Annotated in this window: 27 protein-coding genes and 1 pseudogene; 14 read left to right on the top strand and 14 right to left on the bottom strand. The window is 74.4% G+C overall.

The features are described from left to right. Nucleotides 1-91: 91 nt before the first annotated feature. The 4 genes from OU787_RS20755 (at nt 92) to OU787_RS20740 (ending at nt 3,337) form a co-directional block, all read left to right on the top strand. On the top strand, nt 92-934 hold the full coding sequence (locus tag OU787_RS20755; protein ID WP_030459949.1) for an alpha/beta fold hydrolase: 843 nt from the start codon (nt 92-94) through the stop codon (nt 932-934). Nucleotides 935-1,363: 429 nt separating this feature from the next. Then, nucleotides 1,364-1,507, top strand: coding sequence for a hypothetical protein (locus OU787_RS20750; protein ID WP_162869915.1), 144 nt, complete (start codon nt 1,364-1,366; stop codon nt 1,505-1,507). A gap of 248 nt (nt 1,508-1,755) precedes the next feature. Next, entirely contained in the window at nt 1,756-2,394 is a 639-nt protein-coding gene (locus tag OU787_RS20745) for a DUF6758 family protein (protein ID WP_014137947.1), read from the top strand. 94 nt (nt 2,395-2,488) lie between these two features. Continuing rightward, nucleotides 2,489-3,337 carry a PHP domain-containing protein gene (locus tag OU787_RS20740; protein WP_268660250.1) on the top strand — a complete coding sequence of 283 codons (849 nt, stop codon included), beginning with the start codon at nt 2,489-2,491 and terminating at the stop codon, nt 3,335-3,337. A gap of 21 nt (nt 3,338-3,358) precedes the next feature. Here OU787_RS20740 and OU787_RS20735 read toward each other — a convergent pair whose 3' ends face one another. Further along, the gene (locus OU787_RS20735) at nt 3,359-4,003 is read right to left on the bottom strand and encodes a suppressor of fused domain protein (protein WP_232794943.1); all 645 of its coding nucleotides are present in this window, start codon (nt 4,001-4,003) and stop codon (nt 3,359-3,361) included. 436 nt (nt 4,004-4,439) lie between these two features. Between OU787_RS20735 and corA the strand changes: the two genes are divergently transcribed. Further along, nucleotides 4,440-5,555 carry a magnesium/cobalt transporter CorA gene (gene corA / locus OU787_RS20730; protein ID WP_030459946.1) on the top strand — a complete coding sequence of 372 codons (1,116 nt, stop codon included), beginning with the start codon at nt 4,440-4,442 and terminating at the stop codon, nt 5,553-5,555. Between the two features lie 61 nt (nt 5,556-5,616). Here the strand turns inward: corA and OU787_RS20725 are convergent, their stop codons facing one another. Then, the gene (locus OU787_RS20725; protein WP_030459945.1) at nt 5,617-6,537 is read right to left on the bottom strand and encodes a DMT family transporter; all 921 of its coding nucleotides are present in this window, start codon (nt 6,535-6,537) and stop codon (nt 5,617-5,619) included. Nucleotides 6,538-6,656: 119 nt separating this feature from the next. Here OU787_RS20725 and OU787_RS20720 point away from each other — a divergent pair, with 119 nt between their 5' ends. From OU787_RS20720 to OU787_RS20705, 4 genes are all read left to right on the top strand, one after another. Beyond that, nucleotides 6,657-7,190, top strand: coding sequence for a hypothetical protein (locus OU787_RS20720; protein ID WP_030459944.1), 534 nt, complete (start codon nt 6,657-6,659; stop codon nt 7,188-7,190). Between the two features lie 129 nt (nt 7,191-7,319). After that, complete coding sequence (locus tag OU787_RS20715; protein ID WP_030459943.1) at nt 7,320-8,606, top strand: magnesium transporter MgtE N-terminal domain-containing protein; 1,287 nt, start codon at nt 7,320-7,322, stop codon at nt 8,604-8,606. Nucleotides 8,607-8,646: 40 nt separating this feature from the next. Next, the gene (locus tag OU787_RS20710) at nt 8,647-9,249 is read left to right on the top strand and encodes a DUF1003 domain-containing protein (RefSeq protein ID WP_369794949.1); all 603 of its coding nucleotides are present in this window, start codon (nt 8,647-8,649) and stop codon (nt 9,247-9,249) included. 56 nt (nt 9,250-9,305) lie between these two features. Further along, entirely contained in the window at nt 9,306-10,466 is a 1,161-nt protein-coding gene (locus OU787_RS20705; RefSeq protein ID WP_030459941.1) for an Mrp/NBP35 family ATP-binding protein, read from the top strand. A 57-nt stretch (nt 10,467-10,523) separates the two neighbouring features. Here OU787_RS20705 and OU787_RS20700 read toward each other — a convergent pair whose 3' ends face one another. The 5 genes from OU787_RS20700 to sigE form a co-directional block, all read right to left on the bottom strand. Then, complete coding sequence (locus tag OU787_RS20700; protein WP_268660249.1) at nt 10,524-11,003, bottom strand: hypothetical protein; 480 nt, start codon at nt 11,001-11,003, stop codon at nt 10,524-10,526. Nucleotides 11,004-11,024: 21 nt separating this feature from the next. Continuing rightward, a complete protein-coding gene (locus OU787_RS20695; protein ID WP_107066530.1) occupies nt 11,025-11,714 on the bottom strand; it encodes a hypothetical protein in 690 nt (229 codons plus the stop codon). 169 nt (nt 11,715-11,883) lie between these two features. Then, entirely contained in the window at nt 11,884-12,297 is a 414-nt protein-coding gene (locus tag OU787_RS20690) for a sec-independent translocase (protein WP_030459938.1), read from the bottom strand. A gap of 132 nt (nt 12,298-12,429) precedes the next feature. Then, nucleotides 12,430-13,299 carry a zf-HC2 domain-containing protein gene (locus OU787_RS20685; protein ID WP_051816896.1) on the bottom strand — a complete coding sequence of 290 codons (870 nt, stop codon included), beginning with the start codon at nt 13,297-13,299 and terminating at the stop codon, nt 12,430-12,432. Then, a complete protein-coding gene (sigE, locus tag OU787_RS20680) occupies nt 13,296-14,003 on the bottom strand; it encodes an RNA polymerase sigma factor SigE (protein ID WP_078914669.1) in 708 nt (235 codons plus the stop codon). The genes OU787_RS20685 and sigE overlap by 4 nt, the downstream gene beginning before the upstream one ends. A gap of 247 nt (nt 14,004-14,250) precedes the next feature. Between sigE and OU787_RS20675 the strand changes: the two genes are divergently transcribed. After that, nucleotides 14,251-14,925 (top strand): O-methyltransferase, encoded by a 675-nt coding sequence (locus tag OU787_RS20675; RefSeq protein ID WP_369794946.1) that lies wholly within the window; start codon nt 14,251-14,253, stop codon nt 14,923-14,925. Nucleotides 14,926-15,070: 145 nt separating this feature from the next. Here OU787_RS20675 and OU787_RS20670 read toward each other — a convergent pair whose 3' ends face one another. Beyond that, a complete protein-coding gene (locus OU787_RS20670; RefSeq protein ID WP_014137929.1) occupies nt 15,071-15,238 on the bottom strand; it encodes a DUF3117 domain-containing protein in 168 nt (55 codons plus the stop codon). 292 nt (nt 15,239-15,530) lie between these two features. On the opposite strand from OU787_RS20670, the gene OU787_RS20665 reads away from it, so the two are divergent. Next, the gene (locus OU787_RS20665; protein ID WP_030459934.1) at nt 15,531-16,331 is read left to right on the top strand and encodes an enoyl-CoA hydratase/isomerase family protein; all 801 of its coding nucleotides are present in this window, start codon (nt 15,531-15,533) and stop codon (nt 16,329-16,331) included. 112 nt (nt 16,332-16,443) lie between these two features. On the opposite strand, the gene OU787_RS20660 is transcribed toward OU787_RS20665, so the two are convergent. Together OU787_RS20660 and OU787_RS20655 are read right to left on the bottom strand one after the other, a co-directional pair. Continuing rightward, nucleotides 16,444-17,013 (bottom strand): DNA-3-methyladenine glycosylase I, encoded by a 570-nt coding sequence (locus tag OU787_RS20660; RefSeq protein WP_030459933.1) that lies wholly within the window; start codon nt 17,011-17,013, stop codon nt 16,444-16,446. Further along, nucleotides 17,010-17,513, bottom strand: a complete 504-nt coding sequence (locus tag OU787_RS20655) for a DivIVA domain-containing protein (RefSeq protein WP_063759610.1) — start codon at nt 17,511-17,513, stop codon at nt 17,010-17,012. The genes OU787_RS20660 and OU787_RS20655 overlap by 4 nt, the downstream gene beginning before the upstream one ends. Before the next feature lie 183 nt (nt 17,514-17,696). On the opposite strand from OU787_RS20655, the gene folP reads away from it, so the two are divergent. After that, nucleotides 17,697-18,509: a dihydropteroate synthase gene (gene folP, locus OU787_RS20650; protein ID WP_051816906.1), complete on the top strand. Its 813-nt coding sequence runs from the start codon at nt 17,697-17,699 to the stop codon at nt 18,507-18,509. Between the two features lie 62 nt (nt 18,510-18,571). On the opposite strand, the pseudogene OU787_RS20645 reads toward folP, so the two are convergent. Continuing rightward, nucleotides 18,572-19,333, bottom strand: a pseudogene (locus OU787_RS20645) (TIGR00730 family Rossman fold protein); the annotation flags it as partial. Between the two features lie 136 nt (nt 19,334-19,469). Beyond that, nucleotides 19,470-20,543, bottom strand: coding sequence for a succinyl-diaminopimelate desuccinylase (gene dapE, locus OU787_RS20640; RefSeq protein ID WP_030459929.1), 1,074 nt, complete (start codon nt 20,541-20,543; stop codon nt 19,470-19,472). A 194-nt stretch (nt 20,544-20,737) separates the two neighbouring features. Here dapE and OU787_RS20635 point away from each other — a divergent pair, with 194 nt between their 5' ends. Both OU787_RS20635 and OU787_RS34835 read left to right on the top strand, forming a co-directional pair. Then, nucleotides 20,738-21,733: a hypothetical protein gene (locus OU787_RS20635; RefSeq protein WP_030459928.1), complete on the top strand. Its 996-nt coding sequence runs from the start codon at nt 20,738-20,740 to the stop codon at nt 21,731-21,733. Nucleotides 21,734-22,077: 344 nt separating this feature from the next. Then, nucleotides 22,078-22,800 (top strand): hypothetical protein, encoded by a 723-nt coding sequence (locus tag OU787_RS34835; RefSeq protein ID WP_051816895.1) that lies wholly within the window; start codon nt 22,078-22,080, stop codon nt 22,798-22,800. 92 nt (nt 22,801-22,892) lie between these two features. Here OU787_RS34835 and dapC read toward each other — a convergent pair whose 3' ends face one another. Both dapC and fdxA read right to left on the bottom strand, forming a co-directional pair. Next, the gene (dapC, locus tag OU787_RS20625) at nt 22,893-24,038 is read right to left on the bottom strand and encodes a succinyldiaminopimelate transaminase (protein ID WP_051816894.1); all 1,146 of its coding nucleotides are present in this window, start codon (nt 24,036-24,038) and stop codon (nt 22,893-22,895) included. 22 nt (nt 24,039-24,060) lie between these two features. Further along, on the bottom strand, nt 24,061-24,387 hold the full coding sequence (gene fdxA, locus OU787_RS20620) for a ferredoxin (protein ID WP_030459925.1): 327 nt from the start codon (nt 24,385-24,387) through the stop codon (nt 24,061-24,063). Between the last annotated feature and the right edge of the window lie 97 nt (nt 24,388-24,484).

Below are 24,484 nucleotides of genomic sequence, written 5' to 3'. Positions count from 1 at the left end.
CCGCTTCGCGCGTCGGCGCCGGTGCCCGTGCCGCGGCCGTAGGCTGAGCGCCGGTGTCGGGTCGACCTGGAGAGACGAGGGGCCGCAGCGGATGAGTACGCCGCCGTTCTTGAAGTTGCCGTCGTGCGTGCGGACGGTCCGGGTGGCGGGGCTGGCCGCGCTGTGCGGGGAGCCCGCGGGGGCGGTGCGGGGGACGGCGGTGCTGGTGCCGGGGTTCACCGGCAGCAAGGAGGACTTCATCGCGCTGCTGGAGCCGCTCGCGGAGGCCGGTTTCCGGACTGTCGCGGTGGACCAGCGCGGCCAGTACGAGTCCGACGGCCCGGACGACCCGGCCGCGTACGCGGTGGCGGCGCTGGGGGCGGACGTGCGGGCGGTGACGGCCGGGCTGGGGGCGTCCGGGCCGGTGCACCTGCTGGGGCACTCGTTCGGGGGGCAGGTGGCGCGCGAGGCGGTCCTCGCGGACCCGGACGACCTGCCGTGGGAGTCGTTGACGCTGATGTCGACCGGCCCGGGGGCGATCGACCCGGCGGAGGCGGCCCGGACGGCGCTGCTGCTGGAGGCGCTGGACTCGATGGACCTGGAGTCGATCTGGCAGGTGATGCGGCAGATGGAGGGCGAGCGGGTGCCGCCGCTGGACCCGGAGGTCGCGGACTTCCTGCACCGCCGCTGGCTGGCGAACCACCCGCTGGCGCTGAAGGCGATGGCCGCGCACCTGGTGTCGGCGCCGGACCGGGTGGACGAGCTGGCGGCGGTCGGCCTGCCGAAGCTGGTGCTGTCCGGCGAGCGGGACTACGCCTGGCCGGTCCCGGAGCAGTCACTGATGGCGGAGCGGCTGGGCGCGGTGCGGCGGACGGTGGCCGGTGCGGGCCACTCCCCGAACGCGGAGCGGCCGGCCGAGACGGCGGCGGCGCTGGCCGCGTTCTGGTCCGCCTGAGCGGCCCGGCCGGGGCCGGCGGGAGTTTCCGGCCGGATCCGGGCCACGGGCGGGTCTCCTGACGTCCATTCAGAAGTCGGCCCCGGTTTTCACGCGACAAGAATCGTTAGCTCGGGTAATATTTGATTTCGTCCGGGATCAACACCCTCCGGCGGCCGCACCCTCCTCCGGCTGCCGAAACCACGGATTTACCCGCGGGCAACCGCCGGGTAGCAGCGTCGCGGCACGGTGGGTCAACGGGGCACTACAGCCCCCCTCCAGTGCCGCTAGGGAAAGTGCCGCTGAACTAGTCCTGCTTGAGAGTGGGGGGAACGACGGGTGACTGCACCTGCCGGACGTCCGACCCAGTCAACGCCGACGAGCCACCTGCCGGTGGCCGACCGTCGGCCGAGTCCGCCTCGGAGCCCGAGGACGGGAAGGGAGAGGCCCATGCGTTTCGAGATCCTCCGCCTGGATCACGCGGGAACGGAGACCGACCGGCTGATCGCCGACGCGGAGACCGTCTCCGAGTACCTGAAGGCCGCCGCACAGACCGGCGAACGCCTGTACATCCGGCCGTGCAAGGCCGTGTGAGCGGACGCGGACCGACCTCCGAGTCGTCCGACGTTCCGATACCCGGCTGACGCCCCGTCACCACAGGAGACCCCTGGGAGGACGGGGCGTCAGTGTGTTCGGGCACCCCGACCTGCGGGGGTTTGACGGTGCTCCGCCCGGGACATCACCTCTGCCGGACCCGGGCCGTTGCCGGGGCGACTCGTGACGCACTCCTTACGGGTGATCGTCCTTGACGCAGCAGTCCGGAGGGAGGACCGTTGTCGGTTATGAGGGGCGAGCCAAGCTGCCCGAGGTGCGCCGGTCGGGTCCGCGCCCCCGGTCTCTTCTCCGACACCTGGCAGTGCGACCTGCACGGTGCCGTGCACCCGATGCAGCCGGTGCTGCCCCCCAGCATCGAGGCGCTGAACGTCGCGGTGAACCGCTCCCAGGTGCCGGTCTGGCTGCCCTGGCCGCTGCCGGTGGGCTGGCTGTTCACCGGCATCGCGCACGCGGGGGACGACCTGTCCGGCGCCCGGGCCACCGCCGTCGCCTGCTCCGGTCCGGCCCCGCTCGGCGGGTTCGGCGAACTGGTGCTGGTGGCCGAGGAGCTGGGCATCGGCCTGGGCGCCCGCTACGCCGGGCTGGACGGGCCGGACCCGGGCGACTCGGTGGCGCTGTACAAGCCGGCCGACGCCAAACTGATGGCGGCGGGCCGCCCCACCCCGATGTTCCACGTGCCGGGCGCGCCGGACGACCGCGCGGTGTACGTCGGCGAGGCGCGCGGCCTGTGGCTGTGGGCGATCGCCTGGCCCGAGCAGTCGGCGCTGCTGATGCACGACGAACTGGTGCTGACCGACCTGCGGGACGCGGGCGCCGAACTCGGCCTGCTGCCCTGCGGGGCGCTCACTCCCCGCCTGCTGGGCTGAACTCCCCCGTCCCGCAGTCGAGTTCGCCGGCCGCGGGCCCGCCCTGACGGGCCGTCCGGCGCCCCGGACGCGGCGGCTCCCTATCCTTGGCGGCATGCGCATCGATCTGCACGCCCACAGCAATGCCTCGGACGGCACCGACTCCCCCGCCGAACTGGTGGCCAACGCGGTGGCCGCCGGGCTGGACGTGGTGGCGCTGACCGACCACGACACGGTGGCCGGGTACGGGGAGGCGGCGGCCGCGGTGGCCGGGACGGGGCTGGTGCTGGTGCCGGGCGCGGAGCTGTCCTGCCAGGTGGACGGCATCAGCATGCACCTGCTGGCGTACCTGTTCGACCCGGCGGAGCCGGCCTTCGCGGCCGAGCGGGAGCTGGTGCGCACCGACCGGTTCCGGCGCGGGCGGGCGATCGTGGAGCGCTGCCGGGAGCTTGGCGCGCCGATCAGCTGGGAGCAGGTGGAGCGGATCGCGGGCGACGGTTCGGTGGGCCGTCCGCACATCGCCTCGGCGCTGGTGGAGGCGGGCGTGGTGGCGAGCGTCTCGGACGCGTTCACGCCCGAGTGGCTGGCCAACGGCGGGCGGGCGGACGTCCGCAAGCACGAGACCGATCCGGCGGTGGCGGTGCGGCTGGTCCGGGCGGCGGGCGGGGTGCCGGTGTTCGCGCACCCGGCGGCGGACAAGCGCGGGCGGACGGTGCCGGACGCGGTGATCGCCGAGCTGGCGGCGGCCGGGCTGGGCGGCCTGGAGGTCGACCACGTCGACCACGACGACCGGGCGCGGGCCCGACTGCGCGGCCTGGCGGCCGAGTTGGGGCTGTTCACCACCGGCTCCAGCGACTACCACGGCAGCCGCAAGACCGTCCGGCTGGGCGAGCACACCACCGACCCGGCCGCGTACGAGGAGCTGCTGGCGCAGGCGACGGGGGCGGCGCCGGTCACCGGCTGACCCCCGCCGCCCGGCGGGCGGTCAGTCCAGCGGGACGCCGCGGCGACCGGGGTCGCGCAGGTCGGTGCCGTGCTGGAGCCAGCGCTCCTGGAGGGCCTCGGCGCCCTGGACGCGCTTGAAGGCGGCCTCGTTGGGGGTCATCGGCAGCAGCGGCAGGAAGCGCACCGGGTCGGCGGGCTCGGGGAGTTCGAGGTCCTCGACCAGGCCGCCGGGCTCGGCGGCCAGCACCGAGGTGAACGGGGCGCCGGTCCACAGCGGGGAGCCCAGGTCGAGCGAGCCGCCGGGGGCCACCACCAGGCCCTCGACCTGCGGGCTGGCGGCGAACACCGCGAGCGCCTTGTGCGCCTCGTCGCGGCCGCCGCGGACGGTCAGCACCAGTTCGGCGCGCGGGCCGCGCACCGGGTCGACGACCGCGGAGGTCGGGTCGGCCATCGGGGCGGCCGCCATGCCGAGCGTCGCGTACCGGACCAGGCCGTCGGCGTCGGGGCCGAACCGCAGCACCTCGATCCGGTCCGCGCCGACGAAGGTGACGGCGGCCCGGCCGGTGGGTTCGCCGAAGGTGCCGGTCAGCCGGGCCTCGACCAGGGTGAGGACGGTCTGCCGGGTCGGGCCCGGGTCGCCGCCCGGTTGCGAGAAGTCGCCGAAGTGAGGGAAGTCGTGCGCCATGCCGCGACCTTAGCGCGGGCGCGCCGCGTCGAACCTTGGCGCGAGCTTTACCCGGCGGACGGCGAATGCCGGGCACAGCACCGGGAAGAGCTGTTAATGTGAGCGGTCGGCCTTGTGGATGCGAACCAGGGCCGCCACGGCCCCAGCGCGGGCCCCGGCGTGGAGGAGGTGGTCACGATGGACAGCAGTCGACCATGCAGTACCGGCAGCTCTCTCCGGCCCACCCTCGCCCGCCGCCCTCGCGGCTGACCAGGACCACCCCGCAGCGTCGCGCGCGGCCGAGAGAGCACCTTCCCCGGGGCCGATCCGATGAAACCCGCCCAGCGAACGGCTTTCTGACACTTCCTCAGCCCCGGCGTGTCCACCGGTGTTTTCCGCCGTCGTGTCCCCCGGTACGCCCCGGGGCGCGCCGGTCCGGCCCTAGGGAGCCCGTGCCATGTCGATGATGCACAACCTGCGCGCCGCCGTCGTCCGTCCAGCCCGCCGCCGGGTCGGCGACGCGTTCGAGTCGAAGCCCGGCGACACCCCGTCCGCCGTGGTGGACTGCGCCGTCTACCAGCAGGGCAAGCGCACGGGCGAGACGTGCAGCCCGCGCGAGGCGGCCCGGCAGGTGAAGGCGGCGCACCAGACGGGGCCCGGCTCGTTCAGCTGGATCGGGCTGCACGAGCCCACCGAGGCCGAGTTCGAGGGCATCGCACAGCGCTTCGGCCTGCACCCGCTGGCCGTCGAGGACGCGGTGCACGCGCACCAGCGCCCGAAGGTCGAGCGGTACGACGGCATGCTGTTCGCGGTCTTCAAGACCGTCCGCTACGTCGAGCACGAGCAGCTCACCCCGACCAGCGAGGTGGTCGAGACCGGCGAGCTGATGGTCTTCGCCGGCCAGGACTTCGTGATCACCGTCCGGCACGGCGCGCACTCCTCGCTGCGCGCCCTGCGGCACCGCCTGGAGGCCGACGCCGAGGGCACCGGCCTGCTCGCCAAGGGCCCGGCCGCCGTGCTGCACGCCATCGCCGACCACGTGGTGGACAACTACCTGCTGGTCGCCGAGCGGCTGCAGAACGACGTCGACGAGATCGAGTACGACGTGTTCGCCAACAAGGGCGGCCGCGGCGCGGACGTCGGCCGGGTCTACCAACTCAAGCGCGAGGTGCTGGAGTTCAAGCGCGCCGTGACCCCGCTGCTGCGGCCGATGCAGCAACTGTCCGAACCCACCGCGCGGCTGGTCGACCTCGACATGCAGAAGTACTTCCGGGACGTCGCCGACCACCTGGCCCGGGTCAGCGAGCAGGTGCACGGCTTCGACGAACTGCTCAACTCGCTGCTGCAGGCCAACCTGGCGCAGGTCTCGGTCGCCCAGAACGAGGACATGCGCAAGATCACCGCCTGGGCCGCGATCTTCGCCGTGCCGACCATGATCACCGGCGTGTACGGGATGAACTTCGACAACATGCCCGAGCTGAAGTGGACGTACGGCTACCCGAGCGTGCTCGGCGCGATCGCGCTGATCTGCGTGGGCATGTACCGGGGCTTCCGCCGCAACGGCTGGCTGTGACCGGCCCGGCGGGGAGCCCGCAGCGGGCGGGGCGCGCGCCGGGCCCGGGGCGGGCGGGGCGTCAGCGGCGCTCCGCCCGGGCCACCAGCACCAGGCCCAGCAGGATCAGCCCCACCGCCGGGTAGGCCGCGGCCGGCGGCCACTGGCCCAGCCACACCGCGGCGATCAGCGCCGCGCCCGGGGTCTCCAGCAGGATCGCCGTCGAGGTGATCGACGGGCCCAGGGTGCGCACCACCCGGTTGCTCAGCGAGTGCCCGAGCAGCTGCGCCGCCACCATCAGCAGGAAGATCTGCCACCACGCGCCCGCCGACCAGCCGCCCATCCGGACGCCGGTCAGCAGGCAGAGGGCCAGCAGCACGAGGGCGCAGGTCGCGTAGCAGACCAGGGTGTACGCGGTGGTCGACACGGTGCGCCGCACCTCCGCGCCCAGCAGCATGTACCCGGCCGCCGCCGCGCCCGCCGCCAGCGCCAGGCCGTCGCCCAGCAGGGCCCGCGTCGAGACCGCCAGGTCGACGCCGGTCAGCACCAGCACGCCCGCGAACGCCAGGCCCGTGCCCAGCCACACCAGCCGCGGCGCCCGCACCCCGAACAGCCGCATCAGCAGGATCGTCCACAGCGGGGTCGTGGTCACCAGCGCGGTCGCCGAGGCCACCGAGGTCATCCGCAGGCTGGGCATCCACAGCGCGAAGTGCAGCGCCAGCAGCGCGCCCGCCGCCACCGCCAGCAGCAGCGCCCGCCGCGGGATGCCGCGCAGCTCGGCCCGGTGCCGCCACAGCGCGTACGGGCCGAGCACCGCCACCGACATGCCGTTGCGCCAGAACGCGATCGCCAGCGCGGGCGCGGCCGTCGCGCTGATCAGCGGCGCGGACAGCGAGATGCCCGCGATCGACACCGCCAGCAGCAGCAGGTCGGTGCGCGGCAGGTGCCGTCGTTCCCCGAGCGCCGGGGGTGCGGCGGGGGCGGTGGTGCTGACGGCGGTCACGGCGCTCCTTCGGGCAGTGGGGTGGACGGCCTATACGGTAAGGGCTGTCCGGCAGTTACGGCACTGTCGTCCGGGGGATGGGACCGGCCGCGGACACCCCAGGCCGTACGCTGTGCGGCATGGAGCGTACGACGACCGCGAGCCCGACGGACTTCCTCGACCGGGCCCTGGTGGAGGAAGCCGCCAAGAAGTCCGGCCTGCTCTGGGTCCAGGCCGCCGGCCAGCCGCACGCCCGCCCGCTCTGGCACGCCTGGCACGACGGCGCGATCGTCGTCGTCGGCGACGGCTCCGAACAGCCCCTGCACGGGCTCGCCGCCAGTTCCTCCGCCGTGGTCACGCTGCGCAGCAAGGACAAGTGGGGCCGGCTGGCCGCCCTCACCGCCGCCGTCACCCGCCTCGAACCCGGCACCCCCGCCTGGGACGGCGCCGTCGAGGAGCTCAAGGGCAAGCGCCTCAACGCCCCCGACACCGACACCATCGGCGACCGCTGGGCCCGCGAGTGCCACGTCCTGCGCCTCACCCCCGGCGACGGCCCGCTCGCCCCGCTCCCCGACGACGCCCTCGCCGCCGCGCCGCTGCCCACCGCCGCGACCACCCGGCAGCCGGCCCCGGCGGGGCTGCCCAAGCTGCTCCTCAAGAAGCGCAAGCGCTGACGCCGACGCGGCGCCGTCCCGCGTCCCCCTCCCCGCGGCTTCGCGCCCGCCCGCTCGTGCCGACGCGTCACCCTCCCCGGCTGCGGCTAGATTTGGGGGGTTGTGTCCGTTTCCCGGAGGGAGTCTCGTATGGCGGGGCCTGGCGGGCGGGTCTTCATCTCCCACCTCTCCGGGGTCGCGGTCTTCGACCCGAACGGGGACCAGGTGGGCCGGGTCCGGGACGTCGTGGTCTCGCTGCGGCTGGGCGGGCGCCCGCCGCGGGTGCTCGGGCTGGTGGTGGAGGTGATCGGGCGGCGGCGGATCTTCCTGCCGATGACCCGGGTGACCAGCCTGGAGTCCGGCCAGGTGCTGTCCACCGGGCTGCTGAACATGCGCCGGTTCGAGCAGCGCCCGTCCGAGACGCTGGTGCTGGCCGAACTGCTGGACCGCACCGTGACCCGGACCAAGACCGCCGCCGAGGTGACCGTCCTGGACGTGGCGATGGTGCAGACCCGGCTGCGCGAGTGGGAGATCGACAAGGTGTTCGTGCAGGTCGGGCGCCCGAGCCGGCTCCGGAAGGCGAAGGGCGAGCAGCTGCTGCTCGACTGGTCGGCGGTGACCGGGTTCTCGCTGACCGAGGAGGGCCAGGGCGCGGCCAACCTGCTGGCCACCTTCGAACAGCTCCGGCCGGCCGACCTGGCCAACGTCATGCACCACCTGTCGGCGAAGCGCCGGGCCGAGGTCGCCGCCGCGCTCGACGACGACCGGCTGGCCGACGTCTTGGAGGAGCTGCCGGAGGACGACCAGGTGGAGATCATCGGCAAGCTGAAGGAGGAACGCGCCGCCGACATCCTGGAGACCATGGACCCGGACGACGCCGCCGACCTGCTCTCCGAACTCCCGGAGGCCGACGCCGAACGCCTGCTGCGGCTGATGGAACCGGCCGAGGCCGAGGAGATGCGCCGCCTGCTCTCCTACGAGGAGGACACCGCGGGCGGGCTGATGACCACCGAGCCGATCGTGCTGGAGCCGGACGCCTCGGTGGCCGAGGCGCTGGCCCGGGTCCGGGTCTCCGACACCAAGCCGGCCCTGGCCGCCCAGGTGTACGTGTGCCGCCCGCCGAACGAGACCCCGACCGGGACGTACCTGGGCACCGTGCACTTCCAGCGGCTGCTGCGCGAACCCCCGTACACCCTGGTCGGCTCGCTGGTCGACGACGACCTGGACCCGCTGCCGCCGAACACCCCGCTGCCGCTCATCACCTCCTACCTGGCCACGTACAACCTGGTGGCGGCGCCGGTGGTGGACGAGGACGACCACCTGCTGGGCGCCGTCACGGTGGACGACGTGCTGGACCACCTGCTGCCCGAGGACTGGCGCGAGGGCACCGCGCACGGCATCGGAACGGAGACGGACGAGGTGCACAGTGGACGGTGACCGCAAGCGGCGCGACGAGAACAGCGGCCCGGGCCAGCGGATCCAGGGCGAGCTGCGCGAACTGCGGCAGCTGCGCGAGCTGCGGGCCCGGGAGCAGCGCGGCCGCCGCGAGGAGCGGCCGGCGGCCGGCGGCCCGCGCTCCCGGCTGGACCAGCCGCGCACCGGCCGCCCCGGGCTGATCCGGCTGCCGGCCTGGGACCCGGAGGCGTTCGGCAAGCTGTCCGAGCGGATCGCTCGCTTCCTGGGCACCGGGCGGTTCATCGTCTGGATGACGGTGGTGATCGTCGTCTGGGTGGTGTGGAACACCCTGCTGCCGACGGCCGTCCACTTCGACGGCTACCCGTTCATCTTCCTCACCCTGGTGCTCTCCCTGCAGGCCTCGTACGCGGCCCCGCTGATCCTGCTCGCGCAGAACCGCCAGGACGACCGGGACCGGGTCAACATGGAGCAGGACCGGGCCCGCAGCGACCGCAACATCGCCGACACCGAGTACCTGACCCGCGAGGTCGCGGCGCTGCGCCAGGGGCTCGGCGAGGTCGCCACCCGCGCCTTCATCACCTCCGAACTGGGCGGCGTCCGCGCCGAACTGCAGGCCCTGCTCAAGGAACTGGACGACCGCCGGGAGTCCGCCGACACGTTGTGACCGGCGGCACGCCCGCAGCGAGTCGGACGCGAGGTGCCGCGCCGTACCATCAACACATGGCCAACGAGACAGAGGTGGCGGCCGGGGTGACGGAGCAGTCCGTCCAGGAAGCCCTGGCGACCGTCCACGACCCGGAGATCAACCGTCCGATCACCGAGATCGGCATGGTGAAATCCGTCGAGATCGGCGACGGCGGCGCGGTGAAGGTCGCGGTGTACCTCACCGTCTCCGGCTGTCCGATGCGCGAGACGATCACCCAGCGGGTCACCGACGCGGTCTCCGCGGTGCCGGGGGTCTCCTCCGTCTCCGTCGAGCTCGACGTGATGAGCGAGGAGCAGCGCCGCGAGCTGTCGCAGCTGCTGCGCGGCGGCGCCCCCGAGCGGGAGATCCCGTTCGCCAAGCCCGGCACCCTGACCCGGGTGTACGCGGTGGCCTCCGGCAAGGGCGGCGTCGGCAAGTCCTCGGTGACGGTCAACCTGGCGGCGGCGCTGGCCGCGGACGGGCTGAAGGTCGCCGTGGTGGACGCCGACATCTACGGCCACAGCGTGCCCCGGATGCTGGGCGTCGAGGGCCGGCCGACCCAGGTCCAGGACATGATCATGCCGCCGTCGGCGAACGGCGTGAAGGTCATCTCGATCGGCATGTTCACCCCGGGCAACGCCCCGGTGGTGTGGCGCGGCCCGATGCTGCACCGCGCCCTCCAGCAGTTCCTCGCCGACGTCTACTGGGGCGACCTCGACGTCCTCCTCCTCGACCTGCCGCCCGGCACCGGCGACATCGCCATCTCGGTCGCCCAGCTCGTCCCGAACGCCGAGATCCTGATCGTCACCACCCCGCAGATGGCCGCCGCCGAGGTCGCCGAGCGGGCCGGCACCATCGCCCTGCAGACCCACCAGAAGATCGTCGGCGTCATCGAGAACATGTCGGGCATGCCCTGCCCGCACTGCGACGAGATGATCGACGTCTTCGGCACCGGCGGCGGCCAGACCGTCGCCGACGCCCTCACCCGCACCGTCGGCGCCACCGTCCCCGTCCTCGGCTCCATCCCGATCGACGTCCGCCTCCGCGAGGGCGGCGACGACGGCCGCCCGGTCGTCCTCTCCAACCCCGAGTCCCCGGCCGGCGCCGCCCTGCGCACCATCGCCGGCAAGCTCTCCGGCCGCCAGCGCGGCCTCTCGGGCCTCTCGCTGGGCCTGACCCCGAAGAACAAGTTCTGACGGTCCTTCCGGCCGCGACCGGCTCCGGGCGAGTGTCCCGGGGCCGGTTCCGGCGTTTCAGGGGCGGAGCAGGGCGGCGGTGGCGTCGTCGTGGGTCTTGGTGCGGGGCCAGCGGGTGTGGTGGGGGTCGGTGCGTTCCAGGGCGCGGGTGTGGTCGATGAGGGATTGCGGGCCGGTGTCCCGGAGGAGGGTGAGGAGGCCGGGCCAGTCGGTGGTGGCGAAGTCGTCGACGGGGCGGGCGGCGCCGTCGGTGAGCAGGGCGGCGCCGCGCAGGGCGGTCCAGGGGGCGGTGCCGGTGAGGGCGTGCCGGGCGGCGGCGGGGTCGGGGCCGGCCACCCAGTAGCCGTCGGGGGTGCGGTGGAGCAGTTCGGCGCCGAGGGTGCGGACGAACCAGGGCACGCCGTGCGCGCAGCCGGTCGCGGTGCCGTCGGGCAGGCCCGCGCCGTCGAGGACCAGGACGGTGTCGGGGCCGGCCAGGACGAGGTCCTCGTTCGGGCGGTCGGGGTGGCCGGGGGCGGTGGCGAAGGAGATCTGCACGGGGGTCGGTTCCGCCGGGCCTCAGCGGCCGTCGTAGCTGCCCAGGTCGGTGACGGCGGTGAAGCCGACGCCGTACGCGGAGACCGAGCGGCCGTAGGCGCCGATCAGCACGCCGGGGGCCTCGCCGGCCAGGACCCAGCCGTGTTCGGACTCGCGGTAGCGGAAGGGCTGCGGGAGGCCGTTGACCGGGAGGGTGAGCGAGGTCCAGGCGGGGCCGTCGAGGTCGTCGGCCAGGTCCCAGGCGAGGGCGGACTGCTGGTCGAGCCAGTTCTGCCGCAGGGTGCGGTCGAGGTTGCCGGGCCAGGTCGCGGCGAGCAGGCCGGAGCCGGCCAGCCAGGCGGCGGAGGAGGCGGAGGTCGCTTCGAGGGTGCCGGTGTTGTCGGCGCTGCGGCGCACCTCGCGGCGGGCGACGGTGACCACCACGGCGAACCGGCGGGTGTCGCGGGGTTCGGGGCCGCGGGCGGGTTCGTCGCCGTGGCCGAGGGTGCCGTAGTCGGGGGCGCCGGTGTCGGCGCCGCGCTGGCCGGTGCCGACCTGGCCGAGCCAGCGGCGGCCGGTCCAGCCCTCGTCGAGCCCGTACCAGGGGAAGTCGGCGGCGTGGTAGCCGGCCAGCGGGTCGGTGGCGCGGCGGGCGGCGGCGGCAGTGCCTCCGGTACGGTGCGTGGCGTCCACTGCGGGCCTCTCCTCAGCTGTGCTCCCCGGGCGTCCCATGGTCGCGCACCCGGGCCCTCCCGTCCGGGGAACCGGGCCGGTGCGCGGCCCGGCGTGACGGAGCCCACGGGTCCGCCGTCCGGGGAGGGTAGTGACACCCTAGCGGCGCGGACGACGATGCCCCGCCTTGCCGGAGCAGGACGGGGCGTCGCGGGGAGGAGGGGCGTCCTCAGGTGGCGTCGGGGTCGAACGGGGGGCGCTCGCCGGCGGCCAGGGCCGGGCCGGGGCTGGCGCTCTTGCTGAAGTCGACCGAGGCGGTGGGCGTCGGGGCGGGGTCGCCGTTCAGCGCGGACTTGAGGTCGACGCTGTCCTTGAGGTCCTTGAGGCCCAGCGGGTCGTCGCCGTCGCCGAGCAGCTGCTTGCGGACGAAGGTCTTCGGGTTGAGGTCCTCGAAGTCGAAGTTCTGGAACTCCGGCCCGAGTTCGCTCCGGATGTCCTCCTTCGCGCTGTCCGCGAAGGAGCGGATCTTGCGGATGAAGCCCATCGTGTCCTGGATCAGCTTGGGGAGCTTGTCCGGGCCGAAGATCACGATGGCCATGACGACGATCGTCACGACCTCCAGTCCGCCTATGTCTCCGAACACCTGAACTCCCAGCACCCGACAACGCTGAACCAAGGGTAAACGCGGTCGGCCGTTCCCCCGGCCCCCGGAGGATGAAACCGTGGTAAAGACCACCCGGGTGACCGGCGTCGACGGCGTGCCGGTGAAGGCAGGCTAGCGCAGGAGCTGGCGCGGGTCACCGGTGGGCGTGGGCGGACTGAGCTGGTACCGGGCGCGCAGCGGGTACTCGTCGACCTGCTGCGGGGGGTTGACCGGCTGCTGGGCGTTGACCGGGACGATCGAGCCGCCGACCGGGGTGACGCTGCTGGGCTGCCGGCTCGGGCTCTGCCCGGCGGTGACGCCGCCGACCCCGCCGAGGGTGACCGCGGCGACCGAGAACGCCCCGGCGGCGGCGAACACCAGCCGGCGCCCGCGCGCGGGCGGCCGGGAGACCGGCAGCTCGCCGAGGCCGGCGGCCAGCGGGCGGACGTCCGCGTCCGGTTCGCGGCGCGGCAGGGCGGACGGGCGGGCGCCGAACAGGCCGGCCCGCGGGTCGATCCCGGGTATCGGGGCGTCCGCGCCGAGCGCGCCGCCGCCGAAGCCCGATCCGCGGCCGAACGAGCCGCCGGTGAGCCGGCTGGCGCCGAACACGCCGCCGCCGGGGCCCGGCGGGCCGTCCTGGCCGGGCTCGTCCTCGGGCAGCGCGGCGACGGCCAGCAGCCGGGCCATCAGGGCCGACGACGGGCCGGGCGGGGCGGACTCGCTCAGCGCGCGCTTGACCGACCGGGCCTGCTCGGCCTCGGCCAGGCAGTCCGGGCAGGTCGCCAGGTGGGCCTGGACCCGCTCGCGGGCGTCGTGGCCCAACTCGCCGTCCAGGTACCCGGACAGCCGGTCGCCCAGGTGGTGCTCCTCGGCGGCCGGTTCGACCGGACGGACCGCCAGCGGACGCAACTCGGGCCCCGCCGCCGCCTGCTCGGCGCGGCGCAGCGGCGCCCAGCGCGGGCGGCCGGTGGTGTCCGCGCGCTCGGGGGCGCGATCGCTCATGACCCCCTCCGGTCGCTGACGGCCTGCTCGGCGCCGACCGGCACGGGCTCGGCGGAACCGCCCCGGCGCGAACGGCCCGCGGCGGCGTTCGGCGCCCGGTGCTTGAGGGCCGCGCGCAGGTGCGAGCGGCCGCGGTGGATCCGGCTGCGGACGGTGCCGAGCTTCACCCCGAGGGTGGCGGCGATCTCCTCATACGAGAGGCCCTCGATGTCGCAGAGCACCACGGCGGCCCGGAACTCCGGGGCGAGGGTGTCCAGCGCCTGCTGGACGTCCGCGTCGAAGTGGGTGTCGCTGAAGTGCTGGGCGGGGCTGGGCTCGCGGCTGGCCAGGCGCTCCGCCGCGTCCTCGGCGAGGGCGTCGAAGCGGATCCGCTGGCGGCGGCGGACCATGTCCAGGAACAGGTTGGTGGTGATCCGGTGCAGCCAGCCCTCGAAGGTGCCGGGGGTGTACGTGGACAGCGAGCGGAACACCCGGACGAAGACCTCCTGGGTGAGGTCCTCGGCGTCGTGCTGGTTGCCCGTCAGCCGGTAGGCCAGGCGGTAGACCCGGGCGCTGTGCGCCTCGACGATCTCTTCCCAGCTGGGCGGCGTCCAGCTCTGCGCGTCGGGCCCCTCCGCGAAGGACGCGAGCGTGCCGGCGGCCCCGGCCACCGAGTCGTCGGCTGCGGTCGACTTGTCCAGGGGGGAGTGCACAGACTGGTTCATCACGGGCTTCGGCGTACGGATCGACGTGAGGCCGCGGGGGTGCCGCTGCACAGGGACGTCGCCCTCGGCCACACCTCCTCGGTCGGCTCTTCTGCCCAGCAGAGCCACCACCATATCCACCTCACCCGTCAAGCCCGGATAAGAGCCGTCGAACAGCGACCGCCCCGGACGGTCCGGCCGCCCGTAGCAGTTCAACGGCCAGCCGTCGAACGCGGTTCCCGGGCGGCCAGTAGTCTGTCGCTGGAATTTGTCGACTTGGGTCGGCACCGGCGCTCCGGAAGAGGCAGCCATCACCGAGTTCGGGCCCCAGCGAGCGGCCCTCGCCGACACCTACGTCGGCGAGGACGCGGTGCTGACCTACGCCCGGGCCCAGTCGGCCCGCACCGGCATACGCGCGATCGGCCCCAGCGGCGGCGCCGCGCTGCGGCTGCTGGCCGCCGCGCTGGACGCCAAGGCGGTGGTCGAGATCGGCACCGGCACCGGCGTCTCCGGCGTCTACCTGCTGCGCGGCATGCGCCCCGACGGGGTGCTCACCACCGTCGACGCCGAGCCGGTCCGCCAGCAGTACGCCCGCGAGGCGTACCGGGCCGCCGGGTTCGCCGGCAACCGGGCCCGCTGCATCCCCGGCCGGGCCCGGGACGTGCTGCCCCGGCTCGCCGACGGCCAGTACGACCTGGTGTTCTGCGACGGCGACCCGGCCGACTCCGGCTTCCACCTCACCGAGGCGGTGCGGCTGCTGCGCCCGCGCGGCGTGGTCTGCTTCGAGGGCGTCTTCCAGGAGGGCCGGCTCGCCGAGCCCGAGGCCGACGACCCGCAGACCCGGGCCGTGCGCGACCTGGTCGCCGACATCCGGGAGAGCGACACCCTGCTGCCCGCCCTGCTCCCGGTCTCGGACGGGCTGCTCTGCGCCGTCAAGCGCTGACCGCCCCGGGCCGGACACGCGGAACGGGGCCGGACACGCGGAACGAGCCCGGACACGCGGAACGGGCCCGGCCCCCGCAGCGGGGAGCCGGGCCCGTCGAGCACCTCGCCGATCGCCGGGGAGGTGCGGGGTCACCACCTGCAGATCAGCCGCAGGCCTTCTTGAGGGCCTCGCCCAGAGCGTCCGCCTCGTCCGGCGTCAGCTCCACCACCAGGCGCCCGCCCCCTTCGAGCGGAACTCGCATGATGATGCCCCGCCCCTCTTTGGTGACCTCCAGCGGGCCGTCACCCGTCCGCGGCTTCATGGCCGCCATGCTCGTTCCCCTTCCTGCAACCGTTCAGGTACGCACCGGACAGTCCGTCCACCGCCGGTATCGAACGCATTGATCGGAAGCCATTATCCCGCATGCAACCGCTGGATGACCAACATCACTCTCTGCGCCAACCTTCGCCAACCAGCCGAAAAGCGCCGATTACCTGCCGAAAGCCGCATCGCGCCGCACTCCGACACGCCCTCCGGAGGTGCGGCACCTCACACTCCCCCGCCCGGCCGCGAACCGGCATGCTGGCCCACGACAGCCACCGCGACCCGGGGAGCCCTCACCCATGTCCGACACCGTCCGCTACGAGCGCGACGGCGCCCTCGCCGTCCTCACCATCGACCGCGCCGCCGCCATGAACGCCCTCGACGTCCCCACCAAGGTCGCCCTCCGGGACGCCGTCACCACCGCCGCCACCGACCCCGACGTCCGGGCCGTGCTGCTCACCGGCGCCGGCGACAAGGCCTTCTGCGTCGGCCAGGACCTCAAGGAGCACGTCGGCCTGCTCCAGCGCCAGCGCGAGACCGGCGAGGGCGCGCTGCGCACCGTCGGCGAGCACTACAACCCGCTGGTCCGCGCCCTGGCCGGGATGCGCAAGCCCACCGTCGCCGCCGTCAACGGCATCGCCGCCGGCGCCGGGGCCTCGCTCGCCTTCGCCTGCGACTTCCGGCTGCTGGCCGACACCGCGGGCTTCAACACCTCCTTCGCGGGGGTCGCCCTCACCGCCGACTCCGGCGCCTCCTGGACCCTCCCCCGGCTGGTCGGCCACGCGAGGGCCACCGAGCTCCTGATGCTCCCCCGCACCGTCCGCGCCGACGAGGCCCTCACCCTCGGCCTCGCCACCCGCGTCCTCCCCGCTGCCGAACTCGCCGCCGCCGCCCGCGAGTTCGCCCTCACCCTGGCCAACGGCCCCACCGTCGCCTACGGCGCGATCAAGGCCTCCCTCGCCTACGCCGCCTCGCACTCCCTCGACGAACTCCTCGACAAGGAGGACGAACTCCAGACCCTCGCCGGCAACAGCGCGGACCACACCATCGCCGTCGACGCCTTCCTCGCCAAGGAGAAGCCCGCCTTCACCGGCCGCTAGCCCTCCCCGGGCCCCTGCTCCCCGCCCGGCCCCCGCCTGCCAGGGGCGCAGGGAACTGCGCGCGGCGGGAGGGGGCCGGGCAAGGTCCGTGGTCGGCCGGGCGGCCGCGGGGCTACCGGGCGTGGCAGTCGGCGAGGTGGTCGTTCACCAGTCCGCAGGCCTGCATCAGCGCGTACGCGGTGGTCGGTCCGACGAAGCGGAAGCCGGCCCGTTTGAGGTCCTTCGCCAGCGCCGTCGACCCGGGGGTCACCGCGGGCACGTCCGCGAGGGTGCGGGGGGCGGGGCGGGCGGGGTCGCCGGCGTGGCTCCAGACCAGGGTGTCGAGTTCGCCGTCGGCCAGCGCCCGGGCCGCCTTCGCGTTGGCCACGGTGGCCAGGATCTTGGCGCGGTTGCGGATGATCCCGGTGTCCGCGAGCAGCCGTTCGACGTCGGCGTCGTCGAACTCGGCGACCGCCGCCGGGTCGAAGCCCCGGAAGGCCGTCCGGAAGCCCTCGCGGCGGCGCAGGATGGTGATCCAGGACAGCCCGGACTGGAACGCCTCCAGGGTGATCCGCTCGAACAGGGCCCGGTCGCCGTGGACCGGGCGGCCCCATTCGGTGTCGTGGTAGGCCCGGTAGTCCTCGGCCGAGTCCCCCCAGCCGCAGCGCCGCAGCCCGTCGGCCCCGAGGACCGCACCGGTCACGCCCGGTCGCCCTTCCGCTCGGTGGCGGCCGGGCCCGCGGCGGTGTCCGCGTCCTGGTCCGCGACCAGGTCGGTGGCCTCGGTGACGCCGCCCTCCGCGTCCGCGGTGACCTCGCCGGTCGCCGGGCCCTGCGGCGCCTTCTCCAGGACGGCGGTGAAGGACTCCAGCCCGGGCAGCGGTTCGCCGGTCGCGCCCTCGGTGGCGGCCACCGAGCCGCGGACCGCGCCGACGGCCTCGAGTTCGGCGATCCGCGCGTCGCGGAGGGAGAGTTCGGCGCCGAGGCGGTCGAGCAGGTCGTCGACCTCGTCCATCCGGTAGCCGCGCAGCGCCATCGGGAGGCGGAGCTCGTCGACGTCGGTGCGGCTGAGCGCGCGGTCCTGCGGGAGGCGCACGGCGAGCCGGTCGTGTTCGGCCTCGGGCAGCGTTCCGCCGCCGCCCAGCGCCACCACTGCGGCGCCGCCGACCACCAGGGCCATCGCGATCACGATCACCACGAACACGAGCTGTCCTCCGTCAGTTCCCGGCAGTTCCCGGTCGGCTTCGGCCCGCCCGCGAGGGCTACGGTGGGATCATGGTCCCTGTACAGGCCGGGGCCCATCATTGCACCCGGGAGCGCTGAGGAGGAGACACCGGTGGCACTACGCCTCGGCACGCGGGAGTTCGGCCCGGACGAGCTGGTCGTCATGGCGATCGTGAACCGCACCCCGGACTCGTTCTTCGACCGGGGGGCGACCTTCGCGGACGAGGCGGCGTTCGCGGCCGCGGACCGGGCGGTGGCCGAGGGCGCGGCGATCCTGGACATCGGCGGGGTGAAGGCCGGTCCGGGCGAAGAGGTCACGGTGGAGGAGGAGTTGCGCCGCACGGTGCCGTTCGTGGCGGAGCTGCGCAAGCGCCACCCGGACGCGGTGATCAGCGTGGACACCTGGCGGCACGAGGTCGGCGAGGCGGTCTGCGAGGTCGGCGCGGACCTGCTGAACGACGCCTGGGGCGGCTTCGACCCGAAGCTGGCGGAGGTCGCGGCCCGGTACGGCGCGGGCCTGGTGTGCACGCACGCGGGCGGCGCCGAGCCGCGCACCCGTCCGCACCGGGTGGGGTACGAGGACGTGATGGCGGACATCCTGGCGGTGACCGTCGGCCTGGCCGAGCGGGCGCTCGAACTGGGCGTGCGGCGCGACGGGTTGATCATCGACCCGGGGCACGACTTCGGGAAGAACACCCGGCACTCGCTGGAGGCGACCCGGCGGCTGCCGGAGATGACCGCGACCGGCTTCCCGGTGCTGGTCTCGCTCTCCAACAAGGACTTCGTCGGCGAGACCCTGGACAAGCCGGTGGACGAGCGGCTGCTCGGCACCCTGGCCACCACGGCGGTCTCGGCCTGGCTGGGCGCGCAGGTCTACCGGGTGCACCAGGTCGCCGAGACCCGCCAGGTGCTGGACATGGTGGCCTCGATCCGCGGCACCCGCCCCCCGGCGGCGGCCCGCCGGGGGCTGGCCTGACGGCCCGTCACCGCGCGCCGCGGCGGCCCGCCGCCACCCGCGCTACGCGGGGTGCCCTTCGGGCCGCGCGCGGCGTCCAGGATCTTCAGCACCTCGGTCACGTCGTCGGTGACGTGGAACAGTTCGAGGTCGGCCGGGTTGGCCTTGCCCTGGGCGACCAGGGTGGAGGTGAGCCACTCCACCAGCCCGCCCCAGTAGGCGCTGCCGAACAGGATGACCGGGAACCGGGTGACCTTCTTCGTCTGCACCAGGGTGAGCGCCTCGAACAGCTCGTCCAGGGTGCCGAGCCCGCCGGGGAGGACCACGAAGCCCTGGGCGTACTTCACGAACATCGTCTTGCGGACGAAGAAGTAGCGGAAGTTCAGGCCCAGGTCGACGTACTCGTTCAGGCCCTGCTCGAAGGGCAGCTCGATGCCCAGGCCGACGCTCAGCCCGCCGGCCTCGGTGGCGCCCTTGTTGGCGGCCTCCATCGCGCCGGGGCCGCCGCCGGTGATCACCGCGTAGCCGGCCTCGGCCAGGGCCCGGCCGATCTCCACCCCGGCCTCGTACTCGGGCGAGCCGACCGGCGTCCGGGCCGAGCCGAACACGCTGATGGCGGTGGGGAGTTCGGCGAGCGCGCCGAAGCCCTCGACGAATTCCGAGGTGATCCGCAGCACCCGCCACGGGTCGGTGTGCAACCAGTCGGTGGGCCCGGTGGTGTCCAGCAGCCGCTGGTCCGTCGTACTCGTCTCGACCTGGTCGCGCCGCAGCAGCACGGGGCCCTTGCGCTTCTCGGGCCACGGCTTCTTCTGCCGGCGGACGGGTTCATCTCCGTTGGCTGTCATGACGAAACCCTACGCCTGACGAGGCGCGATCCGAGGTAAATAACAGCCGTCGCCCAGGCGGGAGTCGGGCGAACCCCGCCCGACTCCACCGCCCGACTCCACCGGCCCTCCGGCCCGGCCGGAGGGCCCCGCCGCGCTACGCGGTGAGCCAGTCCCGCAGCCGCTGCTCGACCTCGGCGATCGCGGCGAGCGAGCAGTGCTCCTCGCGCTTGTGGGCCAGGTTCGGGTCGCCGGGGCCGTAGTTGACGGCGGGGACGCCGTGCGCGGAGAACCGGGCCACGTCGGTCCAGCCGAACTTGGCCCGGGGCTCGCCGCCGACGGCGGCCAGGAAGTCCCGCGCGGCGGGCAGGCCGAGGCCGGGCAGCGCGGCGGGCGAGGCGTCCACGATCTCCAGCTGGTAGCCCTCGAAGACCGACCGCAGGTGCTCCTCGGCCTGCTCCAGGGTGCGGTCGGGGGCGAACCGGAAGGCGACGTGGATCCGGCACTCGTCGGGGATGACGTTCCCGGCGACGCCGCCGTCGATCCGGGTGGCGTTCAGGCCCTCGCGGTACTCCAGGCCGTCGATCTCCACCCGGCGCGGCTGGTACTCGGCGAGCCGGCGCAGCACCTCGGCGGCCTTGTGGATGGCGTTGTCGCCGAGCCAGCTGCGGGCGGCGTGGGCCCGGACGCCGGTGAGCGTGATGTCGGCGCGCAGGCTGCCCTGGCAGCCGCCCTCGACGACGGCGCCGCTGGGCTCCATCAGGACGGCGAAGTCCCCGGCCAGCCAGTCGGGGTGGACGGCGAACAGGTGGCCGAGGCCGTTGCGGTCGGCCTCCACCTCCTCGCAGTCGTAGAAGACGTAGCTGACGTCCCGGTTGGCCGCGGTGAGGGTGGCGGCGAGCCGCAGCTGCACGGCGACGCCGGACTTCATGTCGGAGGTGCCGCAGCCGTAGAGCAGGTCGCCCTCGACGTGCGAGGGCACGTTGTCGGCGATCGGCACGGTGTCCAGGTGCCCGGCGAGCACCACCCGCTCGTCCCGGCCGAAGTGGGTGCGGGCCACCACGTTGTTGCCGTAGCGGTCGACGGTGAGGTGCGGGAAGGCCCGGAGCGCGGTCTCGACGGCGTCCGCGAGGGCGGTCTCCTCACCGCTGACGGACGGGAAGTCGACGAGGCGGGCGGTCAGGGCGCCGCCGTCGAGGGTCAGGTCGAGGGGCTCGTTCGGGCTGCTCATGGCGGCCACCCTATCGATACGGCGCGGCCCGATCGGTAAGGTTGCCGGTCCTGTCCGCCGCCGCCGGCCCCCGCCGCGGGCGGCCGCGCAACCGCGCGGACCCGTACGGCCGTCCGAGCGGTTACGGTGTCCGCGAACAGCGCGCGCCGGGCCGGGACCGCTGCGACCGCACCAACCAGGGAAGGGGGCCACCCGTGGCCGAGGACGCCGACTACGACGCGCAGGACGCCGACTACGACCCGGCGGACGCCGCGTACGAGGCGCCGCGCCGGCGGCCGTGGCGGCGGGTGCTGGTCGGGGTGCTGGCGCTGGCGGTGGTCGGCGGCCTGATCGTGTGGCTGAACCGGGACAAGATCTCGCCCCCGGACGAGGGCTGCACCATCACCACCGCGGCCGGCTCGGGGACGCTGGAGCTCACGGCGGCGGCGAACGCGGCCACCATCACGGCGGTGGCGATGTCCCGCGGCCTGCCGGAGCGGGCGGTGACCATCTCGCTGGCGACGGCCATCCAGGAGTCGAAGCTGCGCAACCTGGAGGGCGGCGACCGGGACTCGGTGGGCCTGTTCCAGCAGCGCCCCTCGCAGGGCTGGGGCACCGTCGAGCAGATCATGAACCCGGTGTACGCGACCAACAAGTTCCTGGACGCGCTGGTGAAGGTGGACGGGTACGCGCAGATGCCGCTGACCGACGCCGCCCAGCAGGTGCAGCGCAGCGGCTACCCGCAGGCGTACGCCAAGCACGAGAACGACGCGACGCTGCTGTCCTCGGTGCTGACCGGCCGCGAGCCGGCCTCGCTGGACTGCGTGGTGCACGCGCTGCCCGCGCCGAGCCCGACCGACCCGGCCGAGCAGGCGCCGACGGCGGCGAACCTCTCGGAGCGGGTGCGCCGGGAGTTCGGCAAGGCGGTGTCGGTGGCGGGCGCCCAGAAGGCGGCCAAGGACCCGCGCGAGGTGCTGGCGTTCACCCCGCAGCCGACCGCGAGCACGGCGGGCGCCGGCGGGCCCGGGCAGACCGGCTGGGCGCTGGCGCACTGGTCGGTGGCGCAGGCCGCCGAGCTGGGCATCGGCCAGGTCGCGTACGACGGCAAGGTGTGGCGGGTGGACCGGCCCGGGCAGGGCTGGAAGCCGCTGGCGGACGCGCCCTCGGACCGGGTGCTGGTGACGCTGGGCGAGCCGGTCAAGAAGAAGTGACGCCCCGGCGGTGCGTTGACGCACTGGTGCGCGGGTGACCGCCCACCGGGTGATTCGCGTCAACTCCCGCTGACGGCGGGCCGGTCGGCGGGCGGTCCGCGGGCCGGTGCGCCGCCGTCCGCCGCAGGGCGCGGCCCGCAAGGGAAGTGACGGTTCTGCGCGGTCCGCCGCCCGGGCGGTCCGCCCGCCGGACCCGAAAAAGGATCGTCCGATCTTTGCCAACCCTTGACCTTGACCGGCCGAAACCTTCCCGGTGCTCTTGCGGTCATACACGTCGCCCGCCGGACGGGTCGGCCCCGCGCCGGCCGCCCGGCGGACCGTCGACCTCACTTCTTAGGAGCACCATGTCCCTCCCCCTCACGCGCCGGATCGCCCAGGCCGCGCTGCTCGTCGCCGCCACCGCGGCGCCGTTCGCGGCCGCGGGCGCCGCCTCCGCCACCGAGGTGGTGCCGCAGACCGACCTGGGCGCCGGCGTGACCAAGCTGGCCGACGTCCCCAACTCGGGTGACACGGTGCAGGGGGCCACCCACGAGCTGGGCCACGTGGTCGGCACCACCGGCGCCGCGACCCTGGCGGCGGGCGGCCCGGCGGCCGCCGACGCGGCGGGCAGCACCGTCGCGCACAACCTGCCGTCCACCGACGACGCGCTCGGCAAGCTCGGCCCGGTCGGCAAGGCCGGGCAGCTGACCGGCTCGCTCGACACGCTCACCGGCAAGGTCGCCCCGGCGGTCGAGGAGAAGGTCGGCCCGGCGGTCACCGACAAGGTCGTCCCGGCCGGCCAGAAGGCCGCCGCCAGCCCGCTGGCCACCGTGGCCAAGGCGCTGCCCGCGGACAAGCTCACCCAGAGCCTGCCGGCCGCCGACAAGCTCGGCCCGGTCACCGGCGCCGTCCAGTCGCTGCCGGTCGGGGGCGCCGTCGCGGGCCTGACCGAGCACGAGTCCGCCAACCGCCTGGGCGGCGTGCCCGCGCTGGGCGGCGGCAGCCCGCTGGGCGGCCTGACCGGCGCGCTGGGCCCGGTCGGCGGCCTGCTCGGCGGCGTGGGCGGCGGCGGCCTGCCGATCGGCTGACCCGCGGCGCCCGGCGCGGCGCGCGATGCACGACGACGGGAGGGGCGGAGCCGGCCGGCTCCGCCCCTCCCGTCGTCGTGCGCCGCGCGCGCTCAGCGCTTGAGCCGCTCCACGGCCGAGGCCACCCGCTCGTCGGTGGCGGTGAACGCCACCCGCACGAACCGGTCGCCGGCCGGGCCGTAGAAGTCGCCGGGGGCCACCAGGATGCCCAGCTCGGCGAGTTCGGCCACGCTCTCCCAGCACGGCTTGTCCTGGGTCGCCCACAGGTACAGGCTCGCCTCGGAGTGCTCGATCCGGAACCCGTACGCCTCCAGCGCGGCCCGCAGCGCGCTGCGCCGCTGGGCGTACCGGGCCCGCTGCTCGGCGACGTGCGCGTCGTCGGCGAGGGCGGCCGCGGTGGCGGCCTGCACCGGCGCGGGCACGATCATGCCGCCGTGCTTGCGGATCTCCAGCAGCTCGGCGACCACCACCGGGTCGCCGGCCACGAAGGACGCCCGGTAGCCGGCCAGGTTGGAGCGCTTGGACAGCGAGTGCACGGCCAGCAGGCCCTCGTGCGAGCCGTCGCAGACCGACGGGTGCAGCACCGACACCGGCTCGGCCTCCCAGCCGAGTTCGAGGTAGCACTCGTCGCTGACCAGCAGCACCCGGTGCTCCCGGGCCCAGGCGACGGCGCGGCGCAGCTCGGCCGCGTCCAGCACCCGCCCGGTGGGGTTGGACGGCGAGTTCAGCCACAGCAGCCGGACCTTGGAGCCGTCCAGCTCCGCGACGTCCTCGTAGGCGACCGGCTCGGCGCCGCACAGCAGCGCGCCGACCTCGTAGGTGGGGTAGGCGAGCTTCGGGTAGGCGACCTGGTCGCCGGGGCCGAGGCCGAGCTGGCCGGGCAGCCAGGCCACCAGCTCCTTGGAGCCGACGGTGGGCAGGACGGCCTCGGGGCCGATCTCGGCGCCGCAGCGGCGGCCCAGCCAGCCGGCGATCGCGTCGCGCAGCGACAGCGGGCCCCACACGGTGGGGTAGCCGGGCGTGTCGGTGTGCGCGGCCAGGGCCTGCTGGATCAGCTCGGGCACCGGGTCCACGGGGGTGCCGACGGAGAAGTCGCAGAGTCCGTCCGGGTGGGCCAGGGCGGTGCGCTTGTACGGTTCGAGCTTGTCCCACGGGAAGACCGGCAGGCGGTCGGAGACGCGGCGCGCCGCCCCCGGGTGTCCCGGGAGCGGCGCGTGCGCGCTGTCGTTGGTGCTCACAGCGTGGATGCCACCGATCGGTTCAGTGTTCGGCGTTCTGCGGGGGCAGCGCCGCGATGAACGGGTGGTCGCGCTCGATCAGGCCGAGCTTGGAGGCGCCGCCGGGCGAGCCCAGGTCGTCGAAGAACTCGACGTTCGCCTTGTAGTAGTCCTTCCACTCCTCCGGGGTGTCGTCCTCGTAGAAGATCGCCTCGACCGGGCAGACCGGCTCGCAGGCTCCGCAGTCCACGCACTCGTCCGGGTGGATGTAGAGGGACCGCTCGCCCTCGTAGATGCAGTCCACGGGGCACTCTTCGATGCACGCCTTGTCCTTGACGTCGACACAAGGCTGCGCGATGACGTAGGTCACGCTGTCGTTCCTCCTCGGAAGGGCTGCCGCCCTACTGTTTACTCGGTCGCGCGGTGCGCGCGGCGCCGTCGATGCCCGCCCCTAGTATCGCGGGTCG

Origin of the sequence: Kitasatospora sp. YST-16 (assembly GCF_026802215.1) — a bacterium.
Lineage (GTDB): Bacteria > Actinomycetota > Actinomycetes > Streptomycetales > Streptomycetaceae > Kitasatospora > Kitasatospora cineracea.
This window is presented reverse-complemented; position numbering and strand designations above follow the sequence as displayed.